At 40.6% G+C, this 23,915-nt stretch carries 22 protein-coding genes; 8 read left to right on the top strand and 14 right to left on the bottom strand.

Features of this window, described 5'->3' with window-relative positions:
* Positions 1-113: 113 nt before the first annotated feature.
* On the bottom strand, positions 114-722 hold the full coding sequence (locus tag J2W55_RS21245; protein ID WP_310100644.1) for a GIN domain-containing protein: 609 nt from the start codon (positions 720-722) through the stop codon (positions 114-116).
* Between the two features lie 255 nt (positions 723-977).
* Here J2W55_RS21245 and J2W55_RS21250 point away from each other — a divergent pair, with 255 nt between their 5' ends.
* Positions 978-1,520, top strand: coding sequence for a P-loop NTPase family protein (locus tag J2W55_RS21250; protein ID WP_310100646.1), 543 nt, complete (start codon positions 978-980; stop codon positions 1,518-1,520).
* A 126-nt stretch (positions 1,521-1,646) separates the two neighbouring features.
* Here the strand turns inward: J2W55_RS21250 and J2W55_RS21255 are convergent, their stop codons facing one another.
* The gene (locus J2W55_RS21255) at positions 1,647-2,627 is read right to left on the bottom strand and encodes a phytanoyl-CoA dioxygenase family protein (protein ID WP_310100649.1); all 981 of its coding nucleotides are present in this window, start codon (positions 2,625-2,627) and stop codon (positions 1,647-1,649) included.
* 125 nt (positions 2,628-2,752) lie between these two features.
* On the opposite strand from J2W55_RS21255, the gene J2W55_RS21260 reads away from it, so the two are divergent.
* On the top strand, positions 2,753-3,607 hold the full coding sequence (locus J2W55_RS21260) for a helix-turn-helix domain-containing protein (protein WP_310100652.1): 855 nt from the start codon (positions 2,753-2,755) through the stop codon (positions 3,605-3,607).
* 133 nt (positions 3,608-3,740) lie between these two features.
* Here the strand turns inward: J2W55_RS21260 and J2W55_RS21265 are convergent, their stop codons facing one another.
* From J2W55_RS21265 to J2W55_RS21280, 4 genes are all read right to left on the bottom strand, one after another.
* Positions 3,741-4,340, bottom strand: coding sequence for a GIN domain-containing protein (locus J2W55_RS21265; protein WP_310100655.1), 600 nt, complete (start codon positions 4,338-4,340; stop codon positions 3,741-3,743).
* A gap of 355 nt (positions 4,341-4,695) precedes the next feature.
* The gene (locus tag J2W55_RS21270; protein WP_310100657.1) at positions 4,696-6,591 is read right to left on the bottom strand and encodes a RecQ family ATP-dependent DNA helicase; all 1,896 of its coding nucleotides are present in this window, start codon (positions 6,589-6,591) and stop codon (positions 4,696-4,698) included.
* A 153-nt stretch (positions 6,592-6,744) separates the two neighbouring features.
* Positions 6,745-8,031: a citrate synthase gene (locus J2W55_RS21275; RefSeq protein ID WP_310100660.1), complete on the bottom strand. Its 1,287-nt coding sequence runs from the start codon at positions 8,029-8,031 to the stop codon at positions 6,745-6,747.
* 211 nt (positions 8,032-8,242) lie between these two features.
* On the bottom strand, positions 8,243-9,490 hold the full coding sequence (locus tag J2W55_RS21280) for an ABC transporter permease (protein WP_310100663.1): 1,248 nt from the start codon (positions 9,488-9,490) through the stop codon (positions 8,243-8,245).
* A gap of 249 nt (positions 9,491-9,739) precedes the next feature.
* Between J2W55_RS21280 and queA the strand changes: the two genes are divergently transcribed.
* Together queA and J2W55_RS21290 are read left to right on the top strand one after the other, a co-directional pair.
* Positions 9,740-10,789: a tRNA preQ1(34) S-adenosylmethionine ribosyltransferase-isomerase QueA gene (gene queA, locus J2W55_RS21285; RefSeq protein ID WP_310100665.1), complete on the top strand. Its 1,050-nt coding sequence runs from the start codon at positions 9,740-9,742 to the stop codon at positions 10,787-10,789.
* Between the two features lie 124 nt (positions 10,790-10,913).
* Positions 10,914-11,594 carry a 2-C-methyl-D-erythritol 4-phosphate cytidylyltransferase gene (locus J2W55_RS21290; protein WP_310100667.1) on the top strand — a complete coding sequence of 227 codons (681 nt, stop codon included), beginning with the start codon at positions 10,914-10,916 and terminating at the stop codon, positions 11,592-11,594.
* A 38-nt stretch (positions 11,595-11,632) separates the two neighbouring features.
* Here the strand turns inward: J2W55_RS21290 and J2W55_RS21295 are convergent, their stop codons facing one another.
* From J2W55_RS21295 to J2W55_RS21305, 3 genes are all read right to left on the bottom strand, one after another.
* Complete coding sequence (locus J2W55_RS21295; protein ID WP_310100668.1) at positions 11,633-11,779, bottom strand: lmo0937 family membrane protein; 147 nt, start codon at positions 11,777-11,779, stop codon at positions 11,633-11,635.
* Positions 11,780-11,882: 103 nt separating this feature from the next.
* Positions 11,883-12,104: a DUF2795 domain-containing protein gene (locus J2W55_RS21300; protein WP_002996718.1), complete on the bottom strand. Its 222-nt coding sequence runs from the start codon at positions 12,102-12,104 to the stop codon at positions 11,883-11,885.
* 91 nt (positions 12,105-12,195) lie between these two features.
* Positions 12,196-12,744 (bottom strand): cob(I)yrinic acid a,c-diamide adenosyltransferase, encoded by a 549-nt coding sequence (locus J2W55_RS21305; RefSeq protein ID WP_310100828.1) that lies wholly within the window; start codon positions 12,742-12,744, stop codon positions 12,196-12,198.
* 162 nt (positions 12,745-12,906) lie between these two features.
* On the opposite strand from J2W55_RS21305, the gene J2W55_RS21310 reads away from it, so the two are divergent.
* Entirely contained in the window at positions 12,907-13,914 is a 1,008-nt protein-coding gene (locus J2W55_RS21310; protein WP_310100831.1) for a chitinase, read from the top strand.
* A 31-nt stretch (positions 13,915-13,945) separates the two neighbouring features.
* On the opposite strand, the gene J2W55_RS21315 is transcribed toward J2W55_RS21310, so the two are convergent.
* The 4 genes from J2W55_RS21315 to J2W55_RS21330 all read right to left on the bottom strand — a co-directional run bounded on the left by J2W55_RS21315 (position 13,946) and on the right by J2W55_RS21330 (position 17,703).
* The gene (locus J2W55_RS21315) at positions 13,946-15,592 is read right to left on the bottom strand and encodes a serine hydrolase domain-containing protein (protein ID WP_310100834.1); all 1,647 of its coding nucleotides are present in this window, start codon (positions 15,590-15,592) and stop codon (positions 13,946-13,948) included.
* Positions 15,593-15,829: 237 nt separating this feature from the next.
* Positions 15,830-16,567 (bottom strand): ABC transporter ATP-binding protein, encoded by a 738-nt coding sequence (locus tag J2W55_RS21320; RefSeq protein WP_310100837.1) that lies wholly within the window; start codon positions 16,565-16,567, stop codon positions 15,830-15,832.
* A gap of 117 nt (positions 16,568-16,684) precedes the next feature.
* Positions 16,685-16,975 carry an Asp-tRNA(Asn)/Glu-tRNA(Gln) amidotransferase subunit GatC gene (gatC, locus tag J2W55_RS21325; protein WP_310100841.1) on the bottom strand — a complete coding sequence of 97 codons (291 nt, stop codon included), beginning with the start codon at positions 16,973-16,975 and terminating at the stop codon, positions 16,685-16,687.
* Complete coding sequence (locus tag J2W55_RS21330; RefSeq protein ID WP_310100845.1) at positions 16,972-17,703, bottom strand: lysophospholipid acyltransferase family protein; 732 nt, start codon at positions 17,701-17,703, stop codon at positions 16,972-16,974. Before J2W55_RS21330 ends, gatC begins: the two co-directional genes overlap by 4 nt.
* 265 nt (positions 17,704-17,968) lie before the next feature.
* Here J2W55_RS21330 and trpS point away from each other — a divergent pair, with 265 nt between their 5' ends.
* The 3 genes from trpS (at position 17,969) to kdsB (ending at position 20,505) form a co-directional block, all read left to right on the top strand.
* Entirely contained in the window at positions 17,969-18,964 is a 996-nt protein-coding gene (gene trpS, locus J2W55_RS21335) for a tryptophan--tRNA ligase (RefSeq protein ID WP_310100848.1), read from the top strand.
* Between the two features lie 117 nt (positions 18,965-19,081).
* Positions 19,082-19,696 (top strand): deoxynucleoside kinase, encoded by a 615-nt coding sequence (locus tag J2W55_RS21340; RefSeq protein ID WP_310100850.1) that lies wholly within the window; start codon positions 19,082-19,084, stop codon positions 19,694-19,696.
* A gap of 74 nt (positions 19,697-19,770) precedes the next feature.
* Entirely contained in the window at positions 19,771-20,505 is a 735-nt protein-coding gene (gene kdsB, locus J2W55_RS21345; protein ID WP_310100853.1) for a 3-deoxy-manno-octulosonate cytidylyltransferase, read from the top strand.
* A gap of 60 nt (positions 20,506-20,565) precedes the next feature.
* On the opposite strand, the gene J2W55_RS21350 is transcribed toward kdsB, so the two are convergent.
* Entirely contained in the window at positions 20,566-23,598 is a 3,033-nt protein-coding gene (locus J2W55_RS21350; RefSeq protein ID WP_310100856.1) for a glycosyltransferase family 117 protein, read from the bottom strand.
* Positions 23,599-23,915: the final 317 nt, after the last annotated feature.

A 23,915-nucleotide genomic window follows, 5' to 3' on the forward strand; every position in this document is an offset into this window, starting at 1 on the left:
ATTTTTATTTGTGACGATGATTATAGATTTGAAGTTACACCAAAAATAAAAAAAGCTACCACAATACGCGATAGCTCTCTGGAAATATATGATGAACTTTTGCAAAAGTTGGATTAAAGAACAGCTAATTCATTAACGATCATCCCTTTGGCAGCGCCATTAATAAAATTATCGTTATAAGTAACAGCGGTAAAGTTGTTATTATTTACACTGGTTGCAGCAGTGTGGTTTAAATTGTATACGCTTGCAGTACCAGCCAGGTCAATTTTGGCATGGTCGCTCACATTTACATTTGCATAATAGGTATCTAAATTTAATTGAGCGGTTGCGTTATTGTGCAGGTTAACCTCCAGATCAATGGCAGAAAATTTACCGAATGATTTAACCTGGGCATTGTCAAATGCGCTTATGGCACGCAGGTCATTGGCTGTTACCCAAACCACTAATTTTTCGGCTTTATATGATGTGATGCGTAATACTCCATTTTGACTTTGAACCAAAGCACTTTCGGCATAGTAACGGTTGTAAACTTTAACCTGGTCGGCATTACCGGCTGTAACATACAGTTCAACATTACCGCGGATCTCGATCTTATTTATTTTGCTTACATCAGTTAAAACGGTTGCAGCATTGTTGTTATTATTTGTTGATGCATAAGTTGTGCCTGCTATTCCGCCTGCTAAAACTAATGCAGTGATGATGGTAAATAATGTAGTTTTCATGATATTAATATTTTGATTGTCAATTAATTGTATTTCCTAATTTTTTATATACACCAATATGACGCCCCCATTTTTAAAACGTTACAGCTGTTTTGGGTAAATTAGATGTACAGCAGGATTTTGTCGGCGAACGGGGTATTTGCATCGGTGAAATGCGTCGGAAATTTTTGCGTTAAGGAAGATATACTTGCTTTAGAAGGGATCGAATAAATTTTCTTCAATAACTTTACCCCGTTTTCAATTCACTCCATTTACATGAAGATCCATATTATGGGTGCCTCCTGTGCAGGCTCAACTACTTTAGGCAACGCCCTGGCCGGGCAGCTTCGGTATCCGTTATTTGATAGCGACAATTACTTTTGGGAAGCATCAAACCCTCCGTTTACCATCCGCCGCGAGCCCGAATTAAGAAATGCCCTAATAGCCCAGGATGTCGCCCCGCATCAGCATTGGATATTAAGCGGCTCGGTGATTGATTGGGGAACTTTGTGGCTGGATATGTTTAACCTGGTGGTATTTTTATATATCCCGCATAACGTTAGGATGCAGCGCCTTAAAAACCGGGAGGCAGAACGTTATGGCAACGGCATTTTTACCAACCCTGAACAGGCCGCCAAGTACCAGGCCTTTATACAATGGGCATCAGGCTATGATGATAACAGCACCAACGGCCGCAACTTGCTGGCACACCAAACCTGGTTGAATAAATTAAGCTGCCCGGTTTTGGAAATAAAAGGAGATACCACTGTAGAGGAACGAATGGACATGGTTTTGGAGAAGGTGAAGGCGTTAGGTTGAACGTGACAAAAAACGCCTCATTGCAAGGTACGAAGCAATCCCGATAAGCAGAAGAGCGCTGTATAGTATAGAGATTGCTTAGTACCTCCACATTAATGACGTATTGGAAATTTAGCCAAAATGAGGTCACCACTTATCCAGTCCCAGCAACTTCCTGCCTAATGGAGACAATACAGCTACCGGATTTTTCTTTTCTCTTTCCAATGGATCACCGGGAAAGGCATATCCTTGCATGGCTTCCCTGTTTTGCCAGCTGTTAATACGCCATGTTCTGAGCGCTTCGTTATCCTCCTGCGCAGGCATCATGGCTACATATTGTGCAATGCGTACTTTATTACCACTTGTATTTGGCCTGATGCCATGTGGCTGTAAACTATTAAATATCAGCAGATCGCCCGCTTCCAGTTTAACTTTAACAATCTCAAATCCTGTGGTATCCGGCTTATAATGATCACGATCGGCAGGCTGGGTTAGTTTCCAGGTGTCATAAGTACGGTATAGCTCCGGTATACATTGAAAACCACCCATGTTTTCATCCGTCTGATCGGCCAGAGCAAGTACGCCCTGAACATTTTGTGGTTTTGTTTCAGGATCATAATCCCAATGTATAAAACCCTTATAGTCAAAGCCGGGGCGTACCGGGAAATTAAGATTTGCACGGTCAATATTGGCCCATAATTTTTCTGTTCCCCAAATGTCAGCAAAAGCCTGGTGCACTTTAGGGTACTGCCGGTTATCCCACAGATACTGATGGTTGTAAATTTCAACCATGCCCGTATTGTTCAGTTCCTTCATTTGCATTTGGGCATTGGGCTTTTTGTACCAGCTTTCTATATCGTTGGGATCCTTGTCTTCATATTTCCATAGGTAGTCAGCCGTTTTTTCAGCCATTTCTTTTGGTATGGCATTTTTAATAACCACATAGCCATTGGTTATCCAAAAGGTCCAGTCATCTTCGCTTAATACGCGTAATGGTTCACCATTGCTGCGGTCGTTCAATTTTACCTGGCTTGACTTTGCAGCCGACGGGTTACCCGGAATATCTTTATGTGCATCATTGGGGTTCATTGTCTGGGCCATACCGGCCATTGTTTCAGTTGTTTGCATGATCTGTATTGGTTATAATTCAAAATTACAGGGTATTAAAAACTATCTTATTCCTTACAATGACCAATATTTGCTCTCTATTGACTTATACGTTACATTTATACCAAATATCAGTACAATACAAGATGGATAAAATACAACTGGAACGGATAGACTTTGAGCCAGGCAAATCATTTAAATTGTTTTCGCCACGCTTGCGCAACACTTTCCTTTGGCATTATCATCCGGAATATGAACTGGTTTATGTGGAGGCAGATGCAGGTATACGACATGTGGGCACACATATTTCGGGCTATACTCACCATGATCTTGTATTTATAGGCAGCAACCTGCCACATTTAAATTTTGATTACCGCTTGCGTAGCGATTATCACCAGATAGTGGTACAATTAAGAACCGACTTTATGGGCGAAGCCATAGCCCATGCGCCCGAACTTTCGCTTATTCAAAAGTTATTTAAAAGTGCCGCTTTCGGAGTTGCTTTTTATGGTGAAACCAGAACAAGGGTTGCCGAAAGGTTGAAACGGCTAAATAGCCTTAACTCGTTTGAGCAGTTACTGGAGCTTATGAATATTTTTCAGCTGCTGGCTGCTTCAAATGAATATACCGTTCTGAACAATGATGAAAGCAGTAAGGATTTTATATTAAAAGATAAGATCAGGATGGGTGCTATTTACGAATATATTGATGCCAATTATGCGCAAAAGCCCGATGTAAATGTGGTGGCCGGAAAAGTTAACTTAACAATGTCGGCTTTTTGCAGGTACTTTAAGCGGCAAACCAATATGACCTTTACCGAATTTGTAAACCAATACCGTATTGAACGTGCCAAAAACATGCTGATGCAGGATAAAAACATTACCGAAACCTGCTATGCCGTAGGCTTTGAAAGCCTGAGTTACTTTAATAAACTGTTCAACAAAATTGTAGGCGAGAATCCCTCTGAATTTAAAAAGAAATGGATGACTGCTGAATTGTAAGTCATTCAGAAATCTGGGGTGAAAATCTAAATATTAAACCTGCAATCTTCAAGCTTTGGTATGATATACAACAAAAAAGCCGCCTGGCTAAGGGCGGCTTGGAATACATATATAATTGACGGTGGACATTGTTTTATAATACTGCATATTCAGAAACTTTTGCTTTTGCACCATTTAATACTTCGGTTGAGTGTTCAGTTACAAGGTAAGTTCTGTTTACACTTGATGCCTGGCTGCGTTTTACGCTGTATTCGTTTACAGTGCCGCTTAAGTTAGCACAGGTTTTATCGTTCATGGTAACACGTGCGCTGTAAGCGTCAAGGTTTAGGCTTGCAGAAGCGTTGTTATATAATTTAACATCAAGCTCAATTGCTGAAAGGTTACCGAATGATTTGATATCAGCATTATCATAAGCGGTTATGGCGTTCAAATCTTTTGCAGTAACCCAAACTTCAAGTTTTTCGGCTTTGTATGATGATATACGCAGTACCCCATTTTGTGATTGAACCAAAGCGCTTTCGGCATAATAACGGTTATAAACCTTTACCTGATCGGCAGGACCGTTTGATACATAAAGTTTAACATTACCATAAACTTCAATTTTATTGATCCTGGTGATGTCTGTTAATACGATGCCTGCATTGTTGTTATTATTAACTGCGGCTTGTGTTTTGTTTCCTATTCCAAATACTATAACTACTACAGTAAAAATGGCGGTTGCTAAAGTTTTCATGATATTAATATTTTGATTGTCAGTTTGTTATTTGTTGTTATTTTAAATACACAGATATGACGCCTCTAATTAAAAAGCGTTACAGCAAAATAGCCTGTAATAGTTGTACGCAGGCTTTTTGTCGGTAAACAGCAGGTTTATTCCGGTAGAAATGGAGTTAAAAATTGAGTGAAGAAAGCCAAAGGGCGGGCTTGTAAATTATTTTTAGATGTCCTTAACGGATAGTAACTTCTGTGAGGTTAAAATATTGGACATCCAGTGCTGAATGTAGAACCTTGAAGTAAAAATTTCTGTATCTGATATATGAAATTCAGCCTGCAATATTACCCCTTTTTTAACTTAATGGTTTTGGCTCTTATGGCAGGTAATAGTTTTCGCCGTCGGTTTTTATTTTACCTGCATCCAGCAACAGGCGTACGGTTTCCATTTTTTCTTTCTCGGTACCAATATCAATAGCGTTTATCAGCGTACCAATATCAGGAGTTGATATATTGAGTAATTGCACAATTTCATGCGTTATGTTATCAAAAATCTCATCTGCATTTTTTTGGCGTTTCTCTTCCAGGCAAACATCACAGATACCACATTTACGGGCGTTCGGTTCGTCAAAATAAGCCAGCAGCATTTGACTTCGGCATTTTTTATGAATAGCGTAAGCAAAAACCGCTTCCATTTTTTGGCGATAAATTTCCTTACGCTCTTCAATATAACGCTTATTAATAAAAAGGCGTTCCGCTTGCTGCCGCGGTTTAAGGTAGGTAACCTGCGGCTTGTCGGTTTGCTGCAGATAGCTGATCAGTCCGTACTGTTGCAGCTGTACCAGGCCATCAATAACTTGCTGAACGTTTAGATTGGTGCGCTTTGCGAGGTCATATTCTTTCAGGCGTACATAATTTTCAAATGAACCGCCATAAGAGCGCAATAGCGTTTTAATAAATGGATCCCAGCCAGCATTTTGGATCTGAAAGTTATACAATACCTCGTTTATCACCTCGAACCGGAATCGTGAGGGCAAAAATACACTTTCGTTAAACGACAGGTATTCATCCTTTTCCAAAAACTTTAAAGCGTTAAGCGTTTTGATGGCATCGAGCTTAAAGCGGCTGCAAAAGTCGCCCAGATCAAGATCAAAGCTTAACCCCTCGCCTGCTCCATAGGCAAGTTGGTAATAGTTGGCCAGGCAATGGTAAACATGCTTTATTTCATCAACCGACGGAAAATTCAGCAGGAACATCTTTTCTTGTTTCAGCCTGTCGGCATGTGTATACAATAAAATGGCAAAAGCCTTTTGTTCGTCACGCCCGGCGCGGCCGCCTTCCTGGTAATAAGCTTCCAGGCTTTCGGGCATCTCTTTATGTATTACAAAACGCACATCTGGTTTATCAATCCCCATACCAAAGGCATTGGTGGCTATAATGATACGGGTGCGGTTATTTTTCCAGCTTTCCTGCCTCTCGGCCCGCTGATCTATTGACAGCCCGGCATGGTAATAATCGGCGCTGATACTATTGTCACTATAAAACCTGGCAATTTCAGCAGCATCTTTTCGGCTGCGTACATATACAATGCCGCTGCCTTTAACCCCTCGGGCAATATCAAGCATTTTTTGCAGCTTATTCTCAGCATTTTGAACCACGTAACTGATATTGCGGCGTTCAAAACTTTGCTGATAAATATCAGGATTCCTGAACAGCAATTTCTGCTGAATATCTTCCTTAACTTCTGATGTAGCTGTGGCGGTAAGCGCCAATATAGGTACTTCGGGGTGTAGCTGGCGCAGATCAGCAATGTGCAGGTATGGCGGCCTGAAATCATACCCCCATTGCGATATGCAGTGTGCTTCATCAACAGCTATCAAATTCAGCTTCATGTATTTGATGCGCTCACGCACTATCTCAGACAGCAGCCGCTCGGGTGACAGGTATAAAAACTTGACCGATCCGTAAATGCAGTTATCCAGCGCCAGATCAATTTCGCGCTTGCCCATGCCAGATACAATAGCTACCGCGTTTATACCTTTAGCCTTTAAATTCTCTACCTGGTCTTTCATCAGGGCAATTAGCGGCGATATCACTATGCATATACCCTCTTTGGCTAAAGCAGGCACTTGAAAACAAACCGATTTACCCCCACCTGTTGGCAACAGGGCCAAAGTATCATGACCTAATAAAACAGATTTGATGATCTCGGCTTGCATAGGCCGAAAGCTGTCATGGTTCCAGTATCGTTTTAATATTTCTTCTATGGTCATGTGGTAGCTTTCAAAGATAAAGGATAAAAGAAGAATGACGAAAAGACAAAAGGTTTTGAAAAAAAGGCATAAAAAAATAGCGATGAAAAACATCGCTATTTTTTTATGCCGGCAAAGAGCACAGCCAATACATCGGCTATGGACTTTGAACTATTATCTGTTATTTATATCAATGTATTCTTTACTGGTAGCGCCGGTATATATCTGGCGCGGACGGCCAATAGGTTCTTTGTTCTCTTTCATTTCTTTCCATTGCGCAATCCAACCCGGTAAACGGCCCAGAGCGAACAATACGGTAAACATATCAGTAGGGAAACCCAGTGCCCGGTAAATAATACCTGAGTAAAAATCAACATTAGGGTATAACTTACGCTCAACAAAGTAAGGATCTTTCAGCGCTACTTCTTCCAGTTTTTTGGCTATTTCCAGCACTTCATCGTTAATGCCAAGCTTTTCCAATATATCATCGCAGGCCTTTTTAATGATCTTGGCGCGGGGATCAAAATTTTTATATACACGGTGACCAAATCCCATCAAGCGGAAAGGATCATTTTTATCTTTTGCTTTAGCTATCCATTTATCGGTATCGCCGCCATCATTCTTGATCTTCTCCAGCATTTCAATCACCGCCTGGTTTGCACCGCCATGCAGCGGGCCCCACAAGGCTGATATACCAGCCGACACGGAAGCATATATATTTGATTCAGAAGAGCCTACGATACGTACAGTTGAAGTTGAGCAATTTTGCTCATGATCGGCATGTAATATCAGCAGCTTATTCATTGCGCTTACTACAACCGGGTCTATTACAATATCTTCTGTACGCTGACCAAAGGTCATGTACATGAAATTGGTAACGTAATCGTATTTGTTTTTGGGGTAGATAACCGGGTGCCCCAATGATTTTTTGTAGATCCATGATACTACCGTAGCCATTTTTGCCAGCATTTTAATAATGCTCAGGTTAAGCTCATCGGTAGTTTGTGCCGGTTTTAATGATTCGGGATAAAATGCAGATAAAGCAGAAACCAGTGATGACAACTGGCCCATAGGATGTGATTTTGACGGGAAACCATCAAAAAACTTCTTCATATCCTCATGAACCAGCGTATGGCGACTTAACTCGTACTGAAAAGCGGTCAATTGCTCCGTTGACGGCAATTCGCCGTAGATCAGCAAGTAGGCTACTTCAATAAAGCTCGAATTTTCGGCAAGCTGCTCAATCGGATAACCGCGGTATTTCAAAATCCCTTTTTCGCCATCTAAAAAAGTAATAGCACTTTTTGTAGCCCCGGTATTTTTATAGCCGATGTCAAGAGTTACATAACCGGTTTGATCCCGGAGTTTAGAAATATCAATAGCTTTTTCACCTTCTGTACCCTCAATTACCGGGAGGTCAAATGTTTTATCACCAATTTTTAGTTGTGCTGTTTCCGACATAGAAAATATTGTATCTGCAACAAATGTAATTAAATCTGTGTTTATATAACCGCTAAGATCCTTTACAGTTTGTAAAATTTCACGTGCAAATCTATTAATTTACCGCAGTTTTGCTAAGTATTTAATACGAATTATTGCCAAAAAAACATTAATTACGCAACCGGGTAAGCAACTGCTGCAAATGGTCTATAAAATTGGTGCAGCTTTAATTTTAGTTGGTGCGTATTGCCTCAACGGGGTCAAGCCTTGAAGCAAAATAGGCAGGTATGATGCCCGAAATTACACCTATTGCCAAAGATGTGCTAATTCCTTTTATAATATTTGTCAAATCAAGCACCACTTGTATATCGGCCGCGGCTTTTACCACAAATGTGCCCAGATAAACAAACAGCAAACCAATTATTCCACCCAGCAAACAAAGTATCATTGATTCAATGAGGAACTGCAGCAAAATGAAATAATTTTTAGCACCTAATGATTTTTGTATGCCTATGATGTTGGTACGTTCCTTTACCGATACAAACATGATGTTAGCAATACCAAACCCGCCCACCAAAACTGAAAAGCCACCAATAATAAGACCCGCTATATTTACCACGCTAAACAAACTGTCAAGCGCATTGGTAAGCATGGTGGTTCTGTTAAGCGAAAAATTATCTTCCTCACCTGGCCGCAAGCTCCTGATAGAACGCATAAGTCCCTGCAGCTCGCTCTCCACATCATCGGTTGGGATACCTGCTTTTCCCCGTACAATAATAGACGGCCGGTATTTTTCATTTTGAATATCAATAAGGTTATGGGCAAAATTAAGTGGTAATAAAACCTCCTTATCAGTTGATATGCCCAGCATATCCTTCCCTTGTTTCGAAAAAACACCCACTACGGTAACATAACGCCCCATCACTTTGATCTGTTTACCAAGTGCATCACCGCCCGGAAACAGGTTTTGCGCAATGTCATAACCTATATTTGTTATTGGCGCGCCCGTTTTTGATTCCATTTCGGTAAAATACCTGCCGCTTGCAAAATCAAAGTTCCAGGTTTTATCATGGTCTTTTGACGCCGCATCTATCTGGGCACCGTCAACGGTATTGCTTTTATATTTAATAGTGCGATTATCAATAGATATTTCATATGATAATGCCGCCGCGGTTTGGCTGCGGCGTGTCAGTTCATTAAAGTCGCGTAGTTTAGATACCGGTCTTTGCAAGTATTTCCACCACGGAAAATCATTGCTGCCAACCCATGGCCATTTCTCAATATAAACACTGTTGTTGCCCAGCTTATTCACGCTGTTCTGGAGGTTGTTGCGCAGTGTATCAACTGCCGACCGTACCGCTATGATCGTAAATATACCGATAGTTACCCCAAGCAATGAAAGCATGGTTCGCAGTTTGTTTTGCCTTAAAGCATCATAAGCAAACAGAAAGCTTTCCCTGAAAAGTTTTAAAAATAGCATACAACTTATTTTGATCTCAATGGTTAATCATTCTATTGCCCTGATTAAAAACATGAAACAACAATGATATTTTTTATTATACAGGTCAGGTATTGAATGTTTTGTTTTTTAGACGATATTACAGCTGTTAAGTTACATTATTTTTTGATTTAACGCTGTATTGCCAAAATGAAGTGACACATAAAAAAATCGGTGAAATTAACAAAAAAAATTAATACATTTGCGCCCTGAAAATTCATATATACAAGCATGAAATTATCTCAATTCAAATTCAATTTACCCGAATCATTAGTAGCACATAATCCATCATCTACGCGTGACGAAGCACGCCTAATGGTTTTACATAAAGATTCAGGCAAAATTGAACATAAAATATTTAAAGATGTGTTGGATTATTTTGACGATCAGGATGTTATGATCCTGAACAATACCAAAGTATTCCCGGCCCGTTTGTATGGAAATAAAGAAAAAACAGGCGCCACCATTGAAGTGTTTTTATTGCGTGAGTTAAATAAAGAACTGCGCTTATGGGATGTATTGGTTGACCCGGCTCGTAAAATACGTGTAGGTAACAAATTATATTTTGGCGATGACGACCTTTTAATTGCCGAGGTTGTTGATAACACCACCTCACGCGGCCGTACTATCCGCTTTTTATTCGATGGTACTGACGAGGAATTCCGCAGAAACGTAGAAATATTAGGCGAAACTCCGCTGCCCAAATACATAAAACGCAAAGCTACTGCCGAAGATAAAGAACGCTACCAAACTATTTTTGCCAAGCACGAAGGTGCGGTTGCTGCCCCTACCGCGGGTTTACATTTTAGCCGCGAACTCATGAAACGCCTTGAACTTAAAGGCGTTGAATTTGCCGAAGTTACACTACATGTTGGTTTAGGCACATTTCGCCCGGTTGAGGTTGAAGACCTTACCAAGCATAAAATGGATTCTGAACAGTTCATTATCGAGCAAAAGCAAGCCGATATTGTAAATAGAGGCATTGAGCGTAAAAAACGTATCTGTGCTGTGGGTACTACTTCTATGCGCGCCATTGAATCGGCAGTGTCTGCAAATAAAACGCTTAAACCAGCTAACGACTGGACAAGCAAGTTCATTTTCCCGCCGTATGATTTCAGCATTGCAAATACCATGATCACTAATTTCCACACACCTGAATCCACCTTATTAATGATGGTGTGCGCTTTTGGGGGTTATGAGAATGTAATGAATGCATATGAAGTTGCCGTGAAAGAAAAATATCGTTTTTACAGCTATGGCGATGCCATGCTGATCATCTAAAATCAGGTTCAAAATATTAGATATGAGATATGAGACTTTTCTTGTATCTCATTTTTTTTGCTTTAGATTTGACAATAATTAAGTAATAAACCATGCTGAACCGTTCAGAAGCTCTCACATCTAAATGAAATACTATGCAATAATTGTAGCAGGAGGTTCGGGCGCCAGAATGCAATCGGCTGTTCCCAAACAGTTTTTATTACTTAATGGCCTGCCGGTTTTAATGTATACAATTCAGGCTTTCAGACAATCGTCGGTAATGCCGGATATTGTACTTGTTTTGCCGGCCAGCTATCATAATTACTGGCAACAGCTGTGCACAGATCATGGGTTTAATATTCCACATCTTTTGGTAGCGGGGGGCGAAACACGTTTTCACTCCGTAAAAAACGGGCTTGATCAAATACCTGATAACAACTCGTTAATTGCTGTTCATGACGCTGTTAGACCACTTACCAGCCAGCACATTATTGAAACATCATACCACCATGCCGAAAAACATGGCAATGCCGTTACTGCTGTTAAAAGCCGTGATTCGGTAAGGCAGCTAATTAATCATACATCGGTAAGTTTATTAAGAGATCAGGTATATCTGGTGCAAACACCACAAACCTTTAAGGCCAGCCTGTTAAGAAAAGCGTACGAGCAGCCTTATAATGCAAAATTTACGGATGATGCCAGCGTAGTTGAACAATATGGCATCGAAATACACCTTACCGAAGGCGATCATCAAAACATTAAGATCACTTTTCCGGAAGACATTGCTATTGCAGAACTGCTGTTAAACTTAAAGCCATTAGCGTAATACTAATGGCTTTAAGTTTTGATCCTGCATCAGAAAACTCATGCTCTTCTGATAACTCCTAAAAGTATAGAAATAATGGCTATAACCAATAAAATATGGATAAGTCCGCCAGCATGGCCAAAGAAAAAGCCAAAGATCCATCCTATTACCAGGATAACTGCGATGATGTACAATAAGCCTCTCATTTTGATATGTTTTTAAGTGATAAAATATTCAAGGTTATTACTAAAATCATTCCAAAAGATAATGCCAAATAAAAAAACCCTTTTTCAAGGGTTTTAAATGTCGCTAATATTCATCTTCGTTAAAAAAGAAATCATCTTTAGTCGGGTAATCCGGCCATATTTCTTCAATATTTTCATAAGGTTCACCATCGTCCTCTAACGCCTGCAGGTTTTCTATAACCTCAACAGGAGCTCCTGAGCGGATAGCATAATCAATTAATTCATCCTTTGTTGCGGGCCAGGGCGCATCTTCAAGGTGAGATGCAAGTTCAAGTGTCCAATACATGTTTCTCTATTTATATTTATTTCAGTAAGTTAAACTTTTTCGCAAAAGTATAATATTTTCAAATGGAATATCAACATTTTTTTTCACATTTTCAAATACGTGGTAACCATTGATTTTCAGGTATTTTATGCTCATTTGCAATTTTACGTGCTAAAGTGAACAGGTAATCGCTCAACCTGTTCAGATAAATATTCACTTTTTCATCAACATGGCTTTCAGTTGCCAAATGAACAGTAATCCGTTCGGCCCTGCGGCAAATACATCTTGCAATATGGCAAAACGAAATGGCATTATTTCCACCCGGCAAAATAAAATGACGCAATTCCGGCAATTGTTCGTTCATAGCATCCATTTCGCGTTCAAGTAATTCAACATCGGTCATATGTAGATCAGGGATAGCCATTTTTGATTTTTCCGGGTCGGCAGCTAATGAGGAGCCAATAGTGAACAACCTGTCCTGTATCTGCTTCAATATTTCCTTATCATGCCCATTGATATCCTGATCGCATATCAAGCCGATATAGGAATTAAGTTCATCAACGGTACCATAACTTTCAATGCGCAAATGATGCTTGGCAACCCGGGTGCCTCCTATTAATGATGTAAACCCTTTATCTCCGGTTTTAGTATATATCTTCATATTTTTTATAGCTGCTGCAAATATCCTTTATATTGTATATACGTGTGTATAATTTAGTCCGTTAACACTTATAGTACACTTTTTGCTAATGAAGTGTAATTTTTTAAATGATAGGCTTAAACTTGCATTTATAATCTTGTAAAATTTGTTATCAGTAAAACTATGAAATCGATCATATTATCAACTAAGTTAATGATTGTGATTTTTTCGGCAGTGATAATTTCAGCTTTTAGTTGTGGCAACAGCAACAGCTCCAAATCTGCCGGTAAAACAACAACGCCGCAAAAGGCCGCATCGGTATCAAGCTTGTTAAGCGAGCAACAATTTAATGACCTTTTCCCGCAACGCGATAAGTTTTACACTTATGCCGCTTTTGTTAAAGCTGCCGACGAGCTTGGGCAAATAAAGTTAAAAGTGACCCGGCGTGCCCTGTCGGTTTATCAATATATACGAACTGATAAAAAAACAGGAAAATCGGCAATTGTACGTCAGGATGGTGACTGGAACGAAGAATGGGCCAAAAAAAAGCCGGACAGCACCTTTGCGGTTGACTATGGCAACTTTTGTACGCAGTTTGATGTTACTGTTAACAAAAAGGAGCTGGCAGCCTTTTTCGCACATATAGCGCATGAAACCCGGCATGGGGTAAATGCTACCTATACTGACGGCCTGATGCTGATACACGAAAGTAATACAGCGTTGCCTTACATTGCCGAAAGCGATGAATACCCACCGGTAGCCGGCAAGAAATACTATGGCAGGGGCCCTATGCAATTAAGCTACAACGGCAATTATGGCCTGGCCTCGAATTGTATTTTTGGTGATCCTAAGATATTGCTGAACAACCCTGACCTGGTTGAAACCGACCCGGTAGTTGCTTTTAAAGCAGCCATTTATTTTTGGATGACCCCCGAAACGCATAAACCATCGGCACATGATGTAATGACGGGTAAATGGCAGCCCAATGCCATTGATAAGGCCAAAGGCCGCACCCCAGGCTTTGGTATGACCGTAAATATTATAAATGGCGAGGTAGAATGCAATAAAGGTGATAATATGTACAATATGAATGACCGCATTGGCTTTTACCAGTTCTTTTTAAAGAAAATGGGAATTACCGACGCAAATTGCGCCTGTTCATGCGGTAAGATGGAGCCGTACAGATACTAAGTGCACATATTTACCCATGACGATATGTATTTTATTTTAATACAGCTGGTAAAATGTACTTCTGCATCATTTTATCAACCTGCGGATGGGCGTATGGGGTATTATAAGCGGTAGCAGTAATAATAACCACCAGCGGCTCATCTTTAAAAACAAATATCTTATTGCCCCCATTGCCCGAGCAATAAAATGTTTCATAAGGTTTATTGTTTACCAGGTAGGTTTTATTCCAGAACAAGTAACCGTAAAATCCCTCACCTACTACGTCTTTGGGCAATGCAAGGTGCCTGGTAAACGATTGTTTTACCCAGCTTTGAGGGATAATCTGTTTGTTATTCCAGATTCCGCCGTTTTTATATAACTGACCAAATTTGGCATAATCCAATGAACGCATTTGAAGGCCGCCTGCAGTGCTTGGAACATGCTGTGGAGTGTATTGCCATTGATAAATTGTAATGCCCAAAGGTTTAAACAGCTTTTCATCTGTATATTTCTCCAATCCTCCCGGAACGGATTTGTTGAGGATATCACCTAAAACAACAACACCTGATGTAAAATAATGCCACTGTTTACCAGCTGTTTTGGAACTGTCTACAGGCAGATCAAGTGCAAACTTTACCCAGTTATCTGTAGGATACATATTTTCCTCGTTGCCTGCCGAATTGCTGTCATTATCATCAGCATCAAATATGGAGCTCATAGTAAGCAGGCTTTTTAGTGTTATATTTTCTTTTCGCGGCGAATAATTATTGAATTTTTTGAGGTCATAAAAGTCGCTCAACGTTTGGCTTTCATTTTTAATGAACCCGTCATGAATGGCTATTCCCATCATAGCCGATGCGAATGTTTTCCCTACCGAACGCGGGTTATGCAAGGAATCGCGTCCGCTGCCGTTAAAGTATTCTTCAATAAGCAATTTACCGTTCCTGATCACAATAACACTGGTTATATTTTTGAACCTGTTTTGTGCTATCAAACCATTCATTTCCATGATTTTCTTTTTATCGAACGATTCGCCGGAAACCAGCCAGCCGCTGTTAGGCTTAATATTCTGTATGGCAATATCTTTTGCATTAGCCGGGGGAACGATAAATTGGAGTTCGCCCTGTGCTATTAACACTCCAACTTTTAAAACGGGGATGTCTACATAAGGCCTTACTTCAATTTTCAGAGAATGCTCGCCAGTGGTTAAGGCGTCCTCACCACCCTTATACATAAACCGAACCCAAAGCGACCGTCCCCACGAATCTTCGCCCCGGTTACTGATCAGCGGGACGCTGATAGTTGTTTTTATATTTTTAGTAACCGGGTAATTGGCTCCCTTACTCAAATTTTCCTGGTATACCAGCTTACCATCCACATAAAAAGAAAATTGAAAGTTCCCTTTGTTCAGATCCTCAACAGTTAAGCCCGGCTGCAACTGATGCTGAAAATTGGTTAAAGAGTTCCCCATCAGTATCTTCATATAAAGATTATTTTGAGCTTTTGCTTCAAACCGATTTAAAAAATCAGCTTGTTTAAGTCGGCTCAACGAGATGGTATCGGCTAAAAACACAACTTTGCCTATGTTTGCTTTGTGTACAGGCCAATCAATAGGTTCCGGCTGAGTAATATTCGCTACTTGAGCAAACAACGGAGCGGATGCTATAATCGTTAATATAAAAAGTATAAAGCGTTTCATCTTCCTTTCAATCAGTTTAATAATTTAACAAAGCAGCCTCATTATAACCGGATAAAATAGAATTGGGACTAGCATGCCACCGAACACAGCTTACTATATTTTGATGGATGTACTGCCAAACTGTTAAAGCAGCATAAAAAACGGCCCCTGATCCGCAATGCTGTAGCCAAAAGCTATATCAATAACGGACGGTTATTATTAAGGCGAATGATCGCAGAATCCTTGATCTTATACCTCTCAAGCCTCAACCCGGCGGCTTACGGTTTGAATTTCGGTGTTGATATGATCGTTTTCAATCAGGCCATCGCGCATACGTACTATGCGGTGGGCATGTTTGGCTATATCTTCTTCGTGAGTTACTAAAATAATGGTATTGCCTTTTGCATGAATATCTTCTATAAGCCCCATTATTTCAATGGATGTTTTGGTATCCAGGTTACCGGTAGGCTCATCGGCTAAAATTATAGACGGGTCATTGATGAGTGCACGCGCTACAGCTACACGCTGGCGCTGACCGCCTGATAGCTCATTGGGCTTATGATCAATACGATTGCCCAACCCAACGTTTTTGAGGGCGTTTGTGGCCCTTTGCAAACGGGTTTCTTTATTGATACCTGCATAAATTAAAGGTAGGGCAACATTATCAAGTGCCGTGTTTCGCGGCAGCAGGTTAAATGTTTGAAAAACGAAACCGATCTCGGAATTACGCACTTCGGCCAGTTCGTTATCGGTCATGTGGCTTACGTTTATGCCATTTAATATATATTCGCCTTTGCTTGGGGTATCAAGGCAGCCCAATATATTCATGAGTGTTGACTTGCCCGAACCTGAAGGCCCCATTAATGCTACAAATTCACCCTTATTGATGGTTAGCGAAACCGATTTGAGCGCGTGGATCACTTCGGAGCCAATTACGTACTTACGACCTATATCTTTAATGGTTATTAATGGTTTAGCAGTATTTAATGGCTCCATATATATTTTTTATTTGGACTATATTGCGCACCGGAATGTTACAAATATTCAAAATAAAAAACTCAAAACATCCGAAGTGTTAAAAACGCTTCGAACTTTTAAATTTCTTTTTTTGAATTACTTTTCAATCACCTTGGCCACCAAAAAATAATCGTCGTCATGCTTAGGGGCGTTTTGCAATGCCTGTTCATGGGTTATTTTTTGTTTTACCTCATCATCACGTAATACATTTGCATCATCGGTCATGTAAACCAAAGGTTCAATGCCCGAAGTATCCAGTTCATTTAGTTTAGCCATAAAATCAAGGATCTTGCTCATATCTTTGATCATTTCCTGTTTTTCCGTTTCGTTAAGTTCCAAACGGGCCAAATGGGCAACCTTTTCAACTGTTTCTTTATCTATGGTCATTTCTGTTGCAATTTTTGTTTAATAATCGCGTGAACCTCATCGCGCAGGGCGTCGGCATCATTTAAAGTTAAATGAGCCGTTTCAATGGGTTTATGTACAAATATATCACAAATTCCGGGTCTGCTGCCATACTCCAGGCCAGTATCCCAAAGTACCTTCCAGGTATCCAATGATGTAACCGGAATTATGGGCACCTTCATTTCAATGGCGAGCCTGAAAGGGCCGTTCTTAAATGAATGCAAAGCTGGTGGGTATACGTCAGGAATAGTAGCTTCGGGAAATATTATCACACTTACATTATCCTTTAGCTTTTCGGCCGCGATTTTGAACGCCCGGAATGACGACATTTTGCTTTCGCGGTTAACTGTAATATCAATAGTTTTAAAAAAGAAGCCCAGTATATAATTATCCAGCAGTTCTGCCTTACCCATAAAGCAGTGATTATTATGTAAATGTATGCTTATAGCAGATACATCCAAGTTTGAGGTGTGATTAGGGCATATTACATACGTACGGCTCCAATCAATAGGTTCTTCAAATGTTGCCCGGTAAAATATGCCCGAACATGCAGAACTTATAAAAGCGATAGCCCGCCTGAATATATTGATGTATTTGTAATATTCTGGCTTTTTACCAAGCAGGTATAATACCGGCCAGCAAAGTATAAAAAAGAACGCGACACTATACCTGTAAAAATAAGTGTGTATTCTTTTTAATATCAACTTCATGGCGACCAAAATTAGAAAAAATACTCACTTAAGCGCAAGCTAAAGTATGGCCGGTTAAGCCAACTATACAAGTTGCTGTTTCATAACATTATAAACTCATCCGGACACTACAGTTCCTGATGAATAATTTATCGTTTTAATAATTGTTAGCTTACTTTTAATATTACCCGTTTTGGGTTTATTATTGCCCCAAGCAGGTAAATACTTTTATTATTGTGATTTCCGTCAAGATCATAAATAGAAAAATTACTTATTTTCGCCCCCTATGGAAACTGTTGTTAGTGGTATCCGTTCAACCGGGAACCTGCATTTAGGAAATTATTACGGCGCGTTACAAAACTTTATAAAAATGCAGCATGAATATAATTGCTTCTTTTTTATAGCCGATCTCCATTCGTTAACCACCCACCCCACTCCGGCCGACCTGCACGGTAACGTAAAACAGGTATTGGTAGAATATCTGGCGGCCGGGATCGATCCGGAGAAAGCAACCATATACGTACAAAGCAGCGTGCCCGAGGTAACAGAACTGTACTTGTATCTTAACATGAATGCCTACATGGGTGAACTGGAACGCAGCACCTCATTTAAAGATAAAGTACGTGCCCATCCTGATAATGTAAACGCGGGTTTACTTACCTACCCGGTTTTAATGGCTGCTGATATACTGATACACCGTGCTACTAAAGTACCGGTAGGCAAAGACCAGGAACAACATTTGGAAATGTCCCGTACCTTCGGCAATCGTTTCAACAGGCTTTATAACCACGATTACTTCCCAGAGCCTTATGCTTTTAACTTTAGCGAGAACCTGGTAAAAATACCGGGACTTGACGGTAAGGGGAAAATGGGCAAATCAGAGGGCGAAGGCAATGCCATTTTCCTGAGCGATACGCCTGAGGCTATCCGCAAGAAAGTAATGCGCGCTGTAACTGACGCCGGTCCAACTATTGAAAACCAGGCGAAGCCCACAGAGATCCAAAACCTGTTTGACCTGATGAAAGTAGTTTCATCAGCCGATACTTTAGAACATTTTGATAACCTGTACAATACCTGTAAAATACGTTACGGCGACCTGAAAAAACAACTGGCCGAAGACATGATCATCGCTACCGCACCAATACGCGACCGTATTAATGAAATTTCAAACGATGCCCCTTACTTACGCCAGGTTGCCCGTTACGGCGCTACTAAGGCCCGTGAAAGCGCTCAAAAAACCATCAAAGAGGTAAGAGAAATTATAGGTTTCAGAAACTTTTAGTGGATAGTTTGTCTGAATTGGGATTTATATAATTGTCGAATTTACAGAAATAGAGTTTTAAAATTCGGACAATTCTGTAAATTAGGAAAATTCTGATTCAGACAAATTTAATAACACATGCACATAGCTATTGTAGGAAACATAGGTGCCGGCAAAACTACCCTCACCGAAATGCTGGCCCGAAACTATGGATGGGACCCATTGTTTGAAGCTGTTGATAATAACCCTTACCTGGAAGATTTTTACAGCGACATGAAACGCTGGAGCTTTAACCTTCAGATTTATTTCCTGAATACCCGCTACCGCCAGATCATTGACATCCAAAAAAGCGGGCGCAATATTTTGCAGGACCGTACCATTTATGAGGACGCCTATATTTTTGCCGAAAACCTGCATGATATGGGCCTTATGACCACCCGCGATTACGAAAACTACCAATCTATATTTGATAATATAACCGAATTCATCAAACCGCCCGATCTGTTGGTTTACCTCAAAGCATCGGTACCAACCCTGGTTAATAATATTCAACGCCGCGGGCGCGAATATGAGATTGGCATCCGCCTGGATTACCTGTCAAAACTGAACGATAAGTATGACAAATGGATAAAAAATTACAAGCTTGGTAAACTACTGATACTGGATAAGGACAATCTTGACTTTGCCAATAACACTGAAGATATGGCCACCATAGTAAACTTAATTGAGCGGGAAATTAACGGGTTGTTTTAACCACTAAGTTTGAATATTACAAACAGGTCATTAATTGTTTTATTAGGTAAAACGCAAAACGTATAACCAAAAAAATGAAAATCCTCGGTATAATCCCGGCCCGTTACGCATCTTCCCGGTTCCCCGGCAAGCCCCTGGTTGATATTGCAGGCAAGAGCATGATACAACGGGTATACGGACAGGCTAAAAAATGTAATAGCTTAAGTGAGGTTATTGTAGCTACAGATGACGACCGTATATTTAAACACACGCGAGATTTTGGCGGTGTAGCGGTTATGACAGCTGATACACACCAAAGCGGTACCGACCGCTGCGCCGAGGTTGCCCGGCTTCATCCCGAATATGATGTAATTATTAACATACAAGGTGATGAACCGTTTATTGATCCCGAACAAATCACCAAACTAACCGCCTGCTTTAATGACGGAGAGACCCAATTAGCTACCCTGATAAAAAGAATTAAAACTGAGGACGAACTGTTTAATGCCAATTCGCCCAAAGTAGTTATCAACAAACTTTCAGAAGCTGTTTATTTTTCCCGTTCAACCCTTCCCCACATCCGCGGACAAGAACCTGAAAACTGGCTTGAGTTTCATACTTTTTTTAAACACATCGGTATTTATGGTTACCGTGCAGATGTATTGCAACAAATCACCAAACTACCGGTATCATCACTTGAAAAAGCCGAAAGTCTTGAACAACTACGCTGGATAGAGAACGGTTACCGCATTAAGGTTGCCGAAACTGACCTGGAGACCTACGCAGTTGACGTGCCCGAGGATCTGAAGAAACTGAATACGATGTTTTAAAACACCGTATTCAATCAAAAGGCTTTCATCTGATATCAGCTAAACATCTTCTCTTTTATACTATTGCCTGTTTAACAGCATTGCAAACTTGTTACCATAATCATCAAGCTGAGCCTGAAATTGGTTGTGTAATGTTGTTTCGTGATAATTTTTCGTAGTATCAGCAAGGCCGTTCAATACATATAGCTGGTATTGTAACTGATTAACATCCAACGCTTCGGGTTTATTTTGCAATAAGAAATAGTTGTAAGTGAGCTGATCATTAAGATAGTTCCCTATGCCTGTTACATAACGGTTTGCCAATTCTTTATCATTCAGCTTATAGGCTACCTGTGCTAAAAGCAATTTGCGGTGGGCTGTGTCAATATTGGGATTAATATTAGGCATTTCCTTGTCAAACTTGTGCAAGGCGTTTAGGGCAAGGTCATTTCTTCCATCTTTGATCAGACCCTGGGCCAGGTCATGAAAAGTAGTTTCAATAAATGGATAAAATTCATCTCTTGAAATCGGATCAAGATATCTGGCGTGTTTAAAGTTTCCATATTTAAACTTGTGCATTACATTATTGTACATTACCAGGCTATTTACTTTACCCAGCTGATTTTCTATCGAGGTATCTGCCTTAAACGGTATCAGGTGATAAATAAAACCCTCCTTGTACATATAGGACTGCAATCCGCCCATGCTACTGGGGCTAAATCCCAAACTAAAACAAACCGGCCTTTTCCAGTTATTATGTGCCAGTACGTCCATTATAGCCAGATTATCCTTAAACATATAGTTGCCAGGGTATTTCCATTCCATAGTAGTGGTGAGCATATTTTTTTGCCCGGGTGTAACTACTCCGTTCTTAACCACTTGATTGGGGTCAACAGTCATTTTAAAGTTTTTAGTGGGCAGGTAGTTCATGGTTTCTCCATTTTGATACTGCACTTTGGTGCGGCTGTCATCAGATGTTATAAAATCAAACACATCTTTCAGGTCAACAGAACCCGTTATGCCTGCATCATTGTAAGCAATTACATCACGTACCCCCTTTTTATATTTGTCAAAGGGCATTGTAACCGGCAACGGCGCCGATTGGTTCATCGGCTTCCCCATCTGGCGTATATACCAATCCATACCCAGTAAACTATTGCATACTATCCTCACATCGGGCCTCACTCCCTCCACTTCCTGGTTATACCACAATGAGTAGGTATCATTGTCGCCATAGGTAAACAGTATAGCGTTCTTAGGACATGATATAAGAAAGTTATAAGCCATATCATGAGCTGTCATTTTGGTTGAGCGATCATGTCCGCCCCACTCCTGCCTGGCCAGCAATACAGGCGCCAGCAACAAACAAACTATAACCGAAGCAAGCGCAGCACCGCGGGCATTTATTTGTCTTTGCACCAGGTCATTAATAGCAAGCACGCCAAGGCCTATCCAAATAGCGAAAGCATAAAAAGACCCTACATAGGAGTAATCGCGCTCCCGGGGTTGCAAATTAACCTGATTAACATATAATACAATAGCCAAACCTGTAAAAAACCAAAGTAAAGCTATTACCACGGCATCCCCTTTTTTTCGCCTGAAATGGAAGCCCATGCCCAGTAATCCAATAATTAGCGGCAAGGCGTATAAAGGAGTATAAGTATTTGATGCAGTAATTGATTTTGGCAGGTGTTTGACGCTGTCAAATATACCCGAGGTCCAGTTACCGTCAACGGCAAGGGAGCTTGTTTGCCCGTCGGCATCATTATAACGCCCAACAAAATTCCACAAAAAGTAGCGCCAGTACATCTGGTACATTTGCCAGCTGAGCATCCATTTCATATTGTCGGCAAAAGTTGGGGATTGCCCGTCTTTGAATTGAAGCCATTGTTTATAGAATTGTAGATTCTGCGCAAAGTCCTGATCGCCTTCGGTACTGTGCATACGGGGCATTATGGTATTATGATCAAACACGTAGTTTTGTTTTTTCCCGGATACTTCATACCTGTTCCTGCCTTTACGGTATAAAGTGCTGCCCTCGCTCTGGTCAATAACCTTAGCGTCAAAGTGAGGGCCATAAAGCAAAGGATTATCCCCGTACTGTATGCGATTAAGATAATCATTCAGGGTAAAAGCATTATCGGGGTGCGAATTATTCAGATTGGTATTGGCTGTTGCGCGAATGGGGATATAAACAAACGATCCGTAACCAAAATAAATGAACGCCAGGCATACCAGCGCCAAATTTAATGCAGGTTTTTTATTGCGGATACTGTACATGATACCTACCGATAATAAAGATACCAGGACTACGACAAAGAAAATAACGCCACTACCAAAACCAAGGCCCAGGGTATTTACAAAAAACAGATCGAAATAAGCGGCTATTTTTATGGTGTACTCCCTGATACCATATTGCACCAACCCCAATATGCCAATACTGATCAAAAATACCAGGATGCTACTTTTTACTGTCGGCTTTTTATATCTGCGCAGATAGTAAACCATGGTAAGTGCAGGTATAGTCAACAGGTTTAGCAGGTGTATCCCTATGGATAAGCCCATAATGTAAGCGATAAGTACGATCCACTTATCAGCGCCGGGCTCATCGGCATGGGCTTCCCATTTTAAAATGGCCCAAAATACCACTGCTGTACACAATGAAGACAGGGCAAATACAATGGTTTCCACCGCCGAGAACCAAAAAGTATCAGTATAAGCAAAGGCCAGTGCCCCAACCATCCCCGCTCCCATGATCAGGATTGTTTGCGGAGCCGTAGCATTTCCATCTTTTGCAATGATCAGTTTTTTGGCCAGGGCGGTTATTGTCCAAAACAGGAACATGACCGTAGCCCCGCTTGCCAGCGCCGAACCCATATTGGTAAAGTAAGGCACTTTGGTGTTATCGCCCAGAGACAACAGCGAAAACACCTTGCCCAGCATGGCAAACAAAGGGTAACCCGGTTGGTGCGATACCTGCAGCCGGTAGGCGCAAGATATAAACTCCCCGCAATCCCAAAAACTAACGGAGGGTTCTAAAGTTAAAACATAGGTTGTGAAGGCAATTAAGAGGCAAAACCAGCCTAACAGGTTGTTGATTTTTTTGTACTGCATAGTAAACAAGGTGTAAAAGTTTTATCATATGTAATTGGCTACAATTTCGGGGTAAATTGCCAACCCTTTATATATATTAACATCCCTTAACATTTTTTAACGGAATTTAACTTATTGATTTTAAGCATTTAACATTTCACAATAAACTTTGATCCGTGTTATCGCCATAATCGTCCGGAAGATTAAATTTTGATGGGATTTTTTCATTTACAGTGCTGAAGTGGATAAAGGCCGGGCGTTCACGATGTTCACGTTCACGCGCCGTGAACACCGTGAACATTAGTGAACGCTTGATAATCAAGCATTTGCAACTTCAC

It is taken from the genome of Mucilaginibacter pocheonensis (assembly GCF_031456535.1).
GTDB lineage: Bacteria > Bacteroidota > Bacteroidia > Sphingobacteriales > Sphingobacteriaceae > Mucilaginibacter > Mucilaginibacter pocheonensis.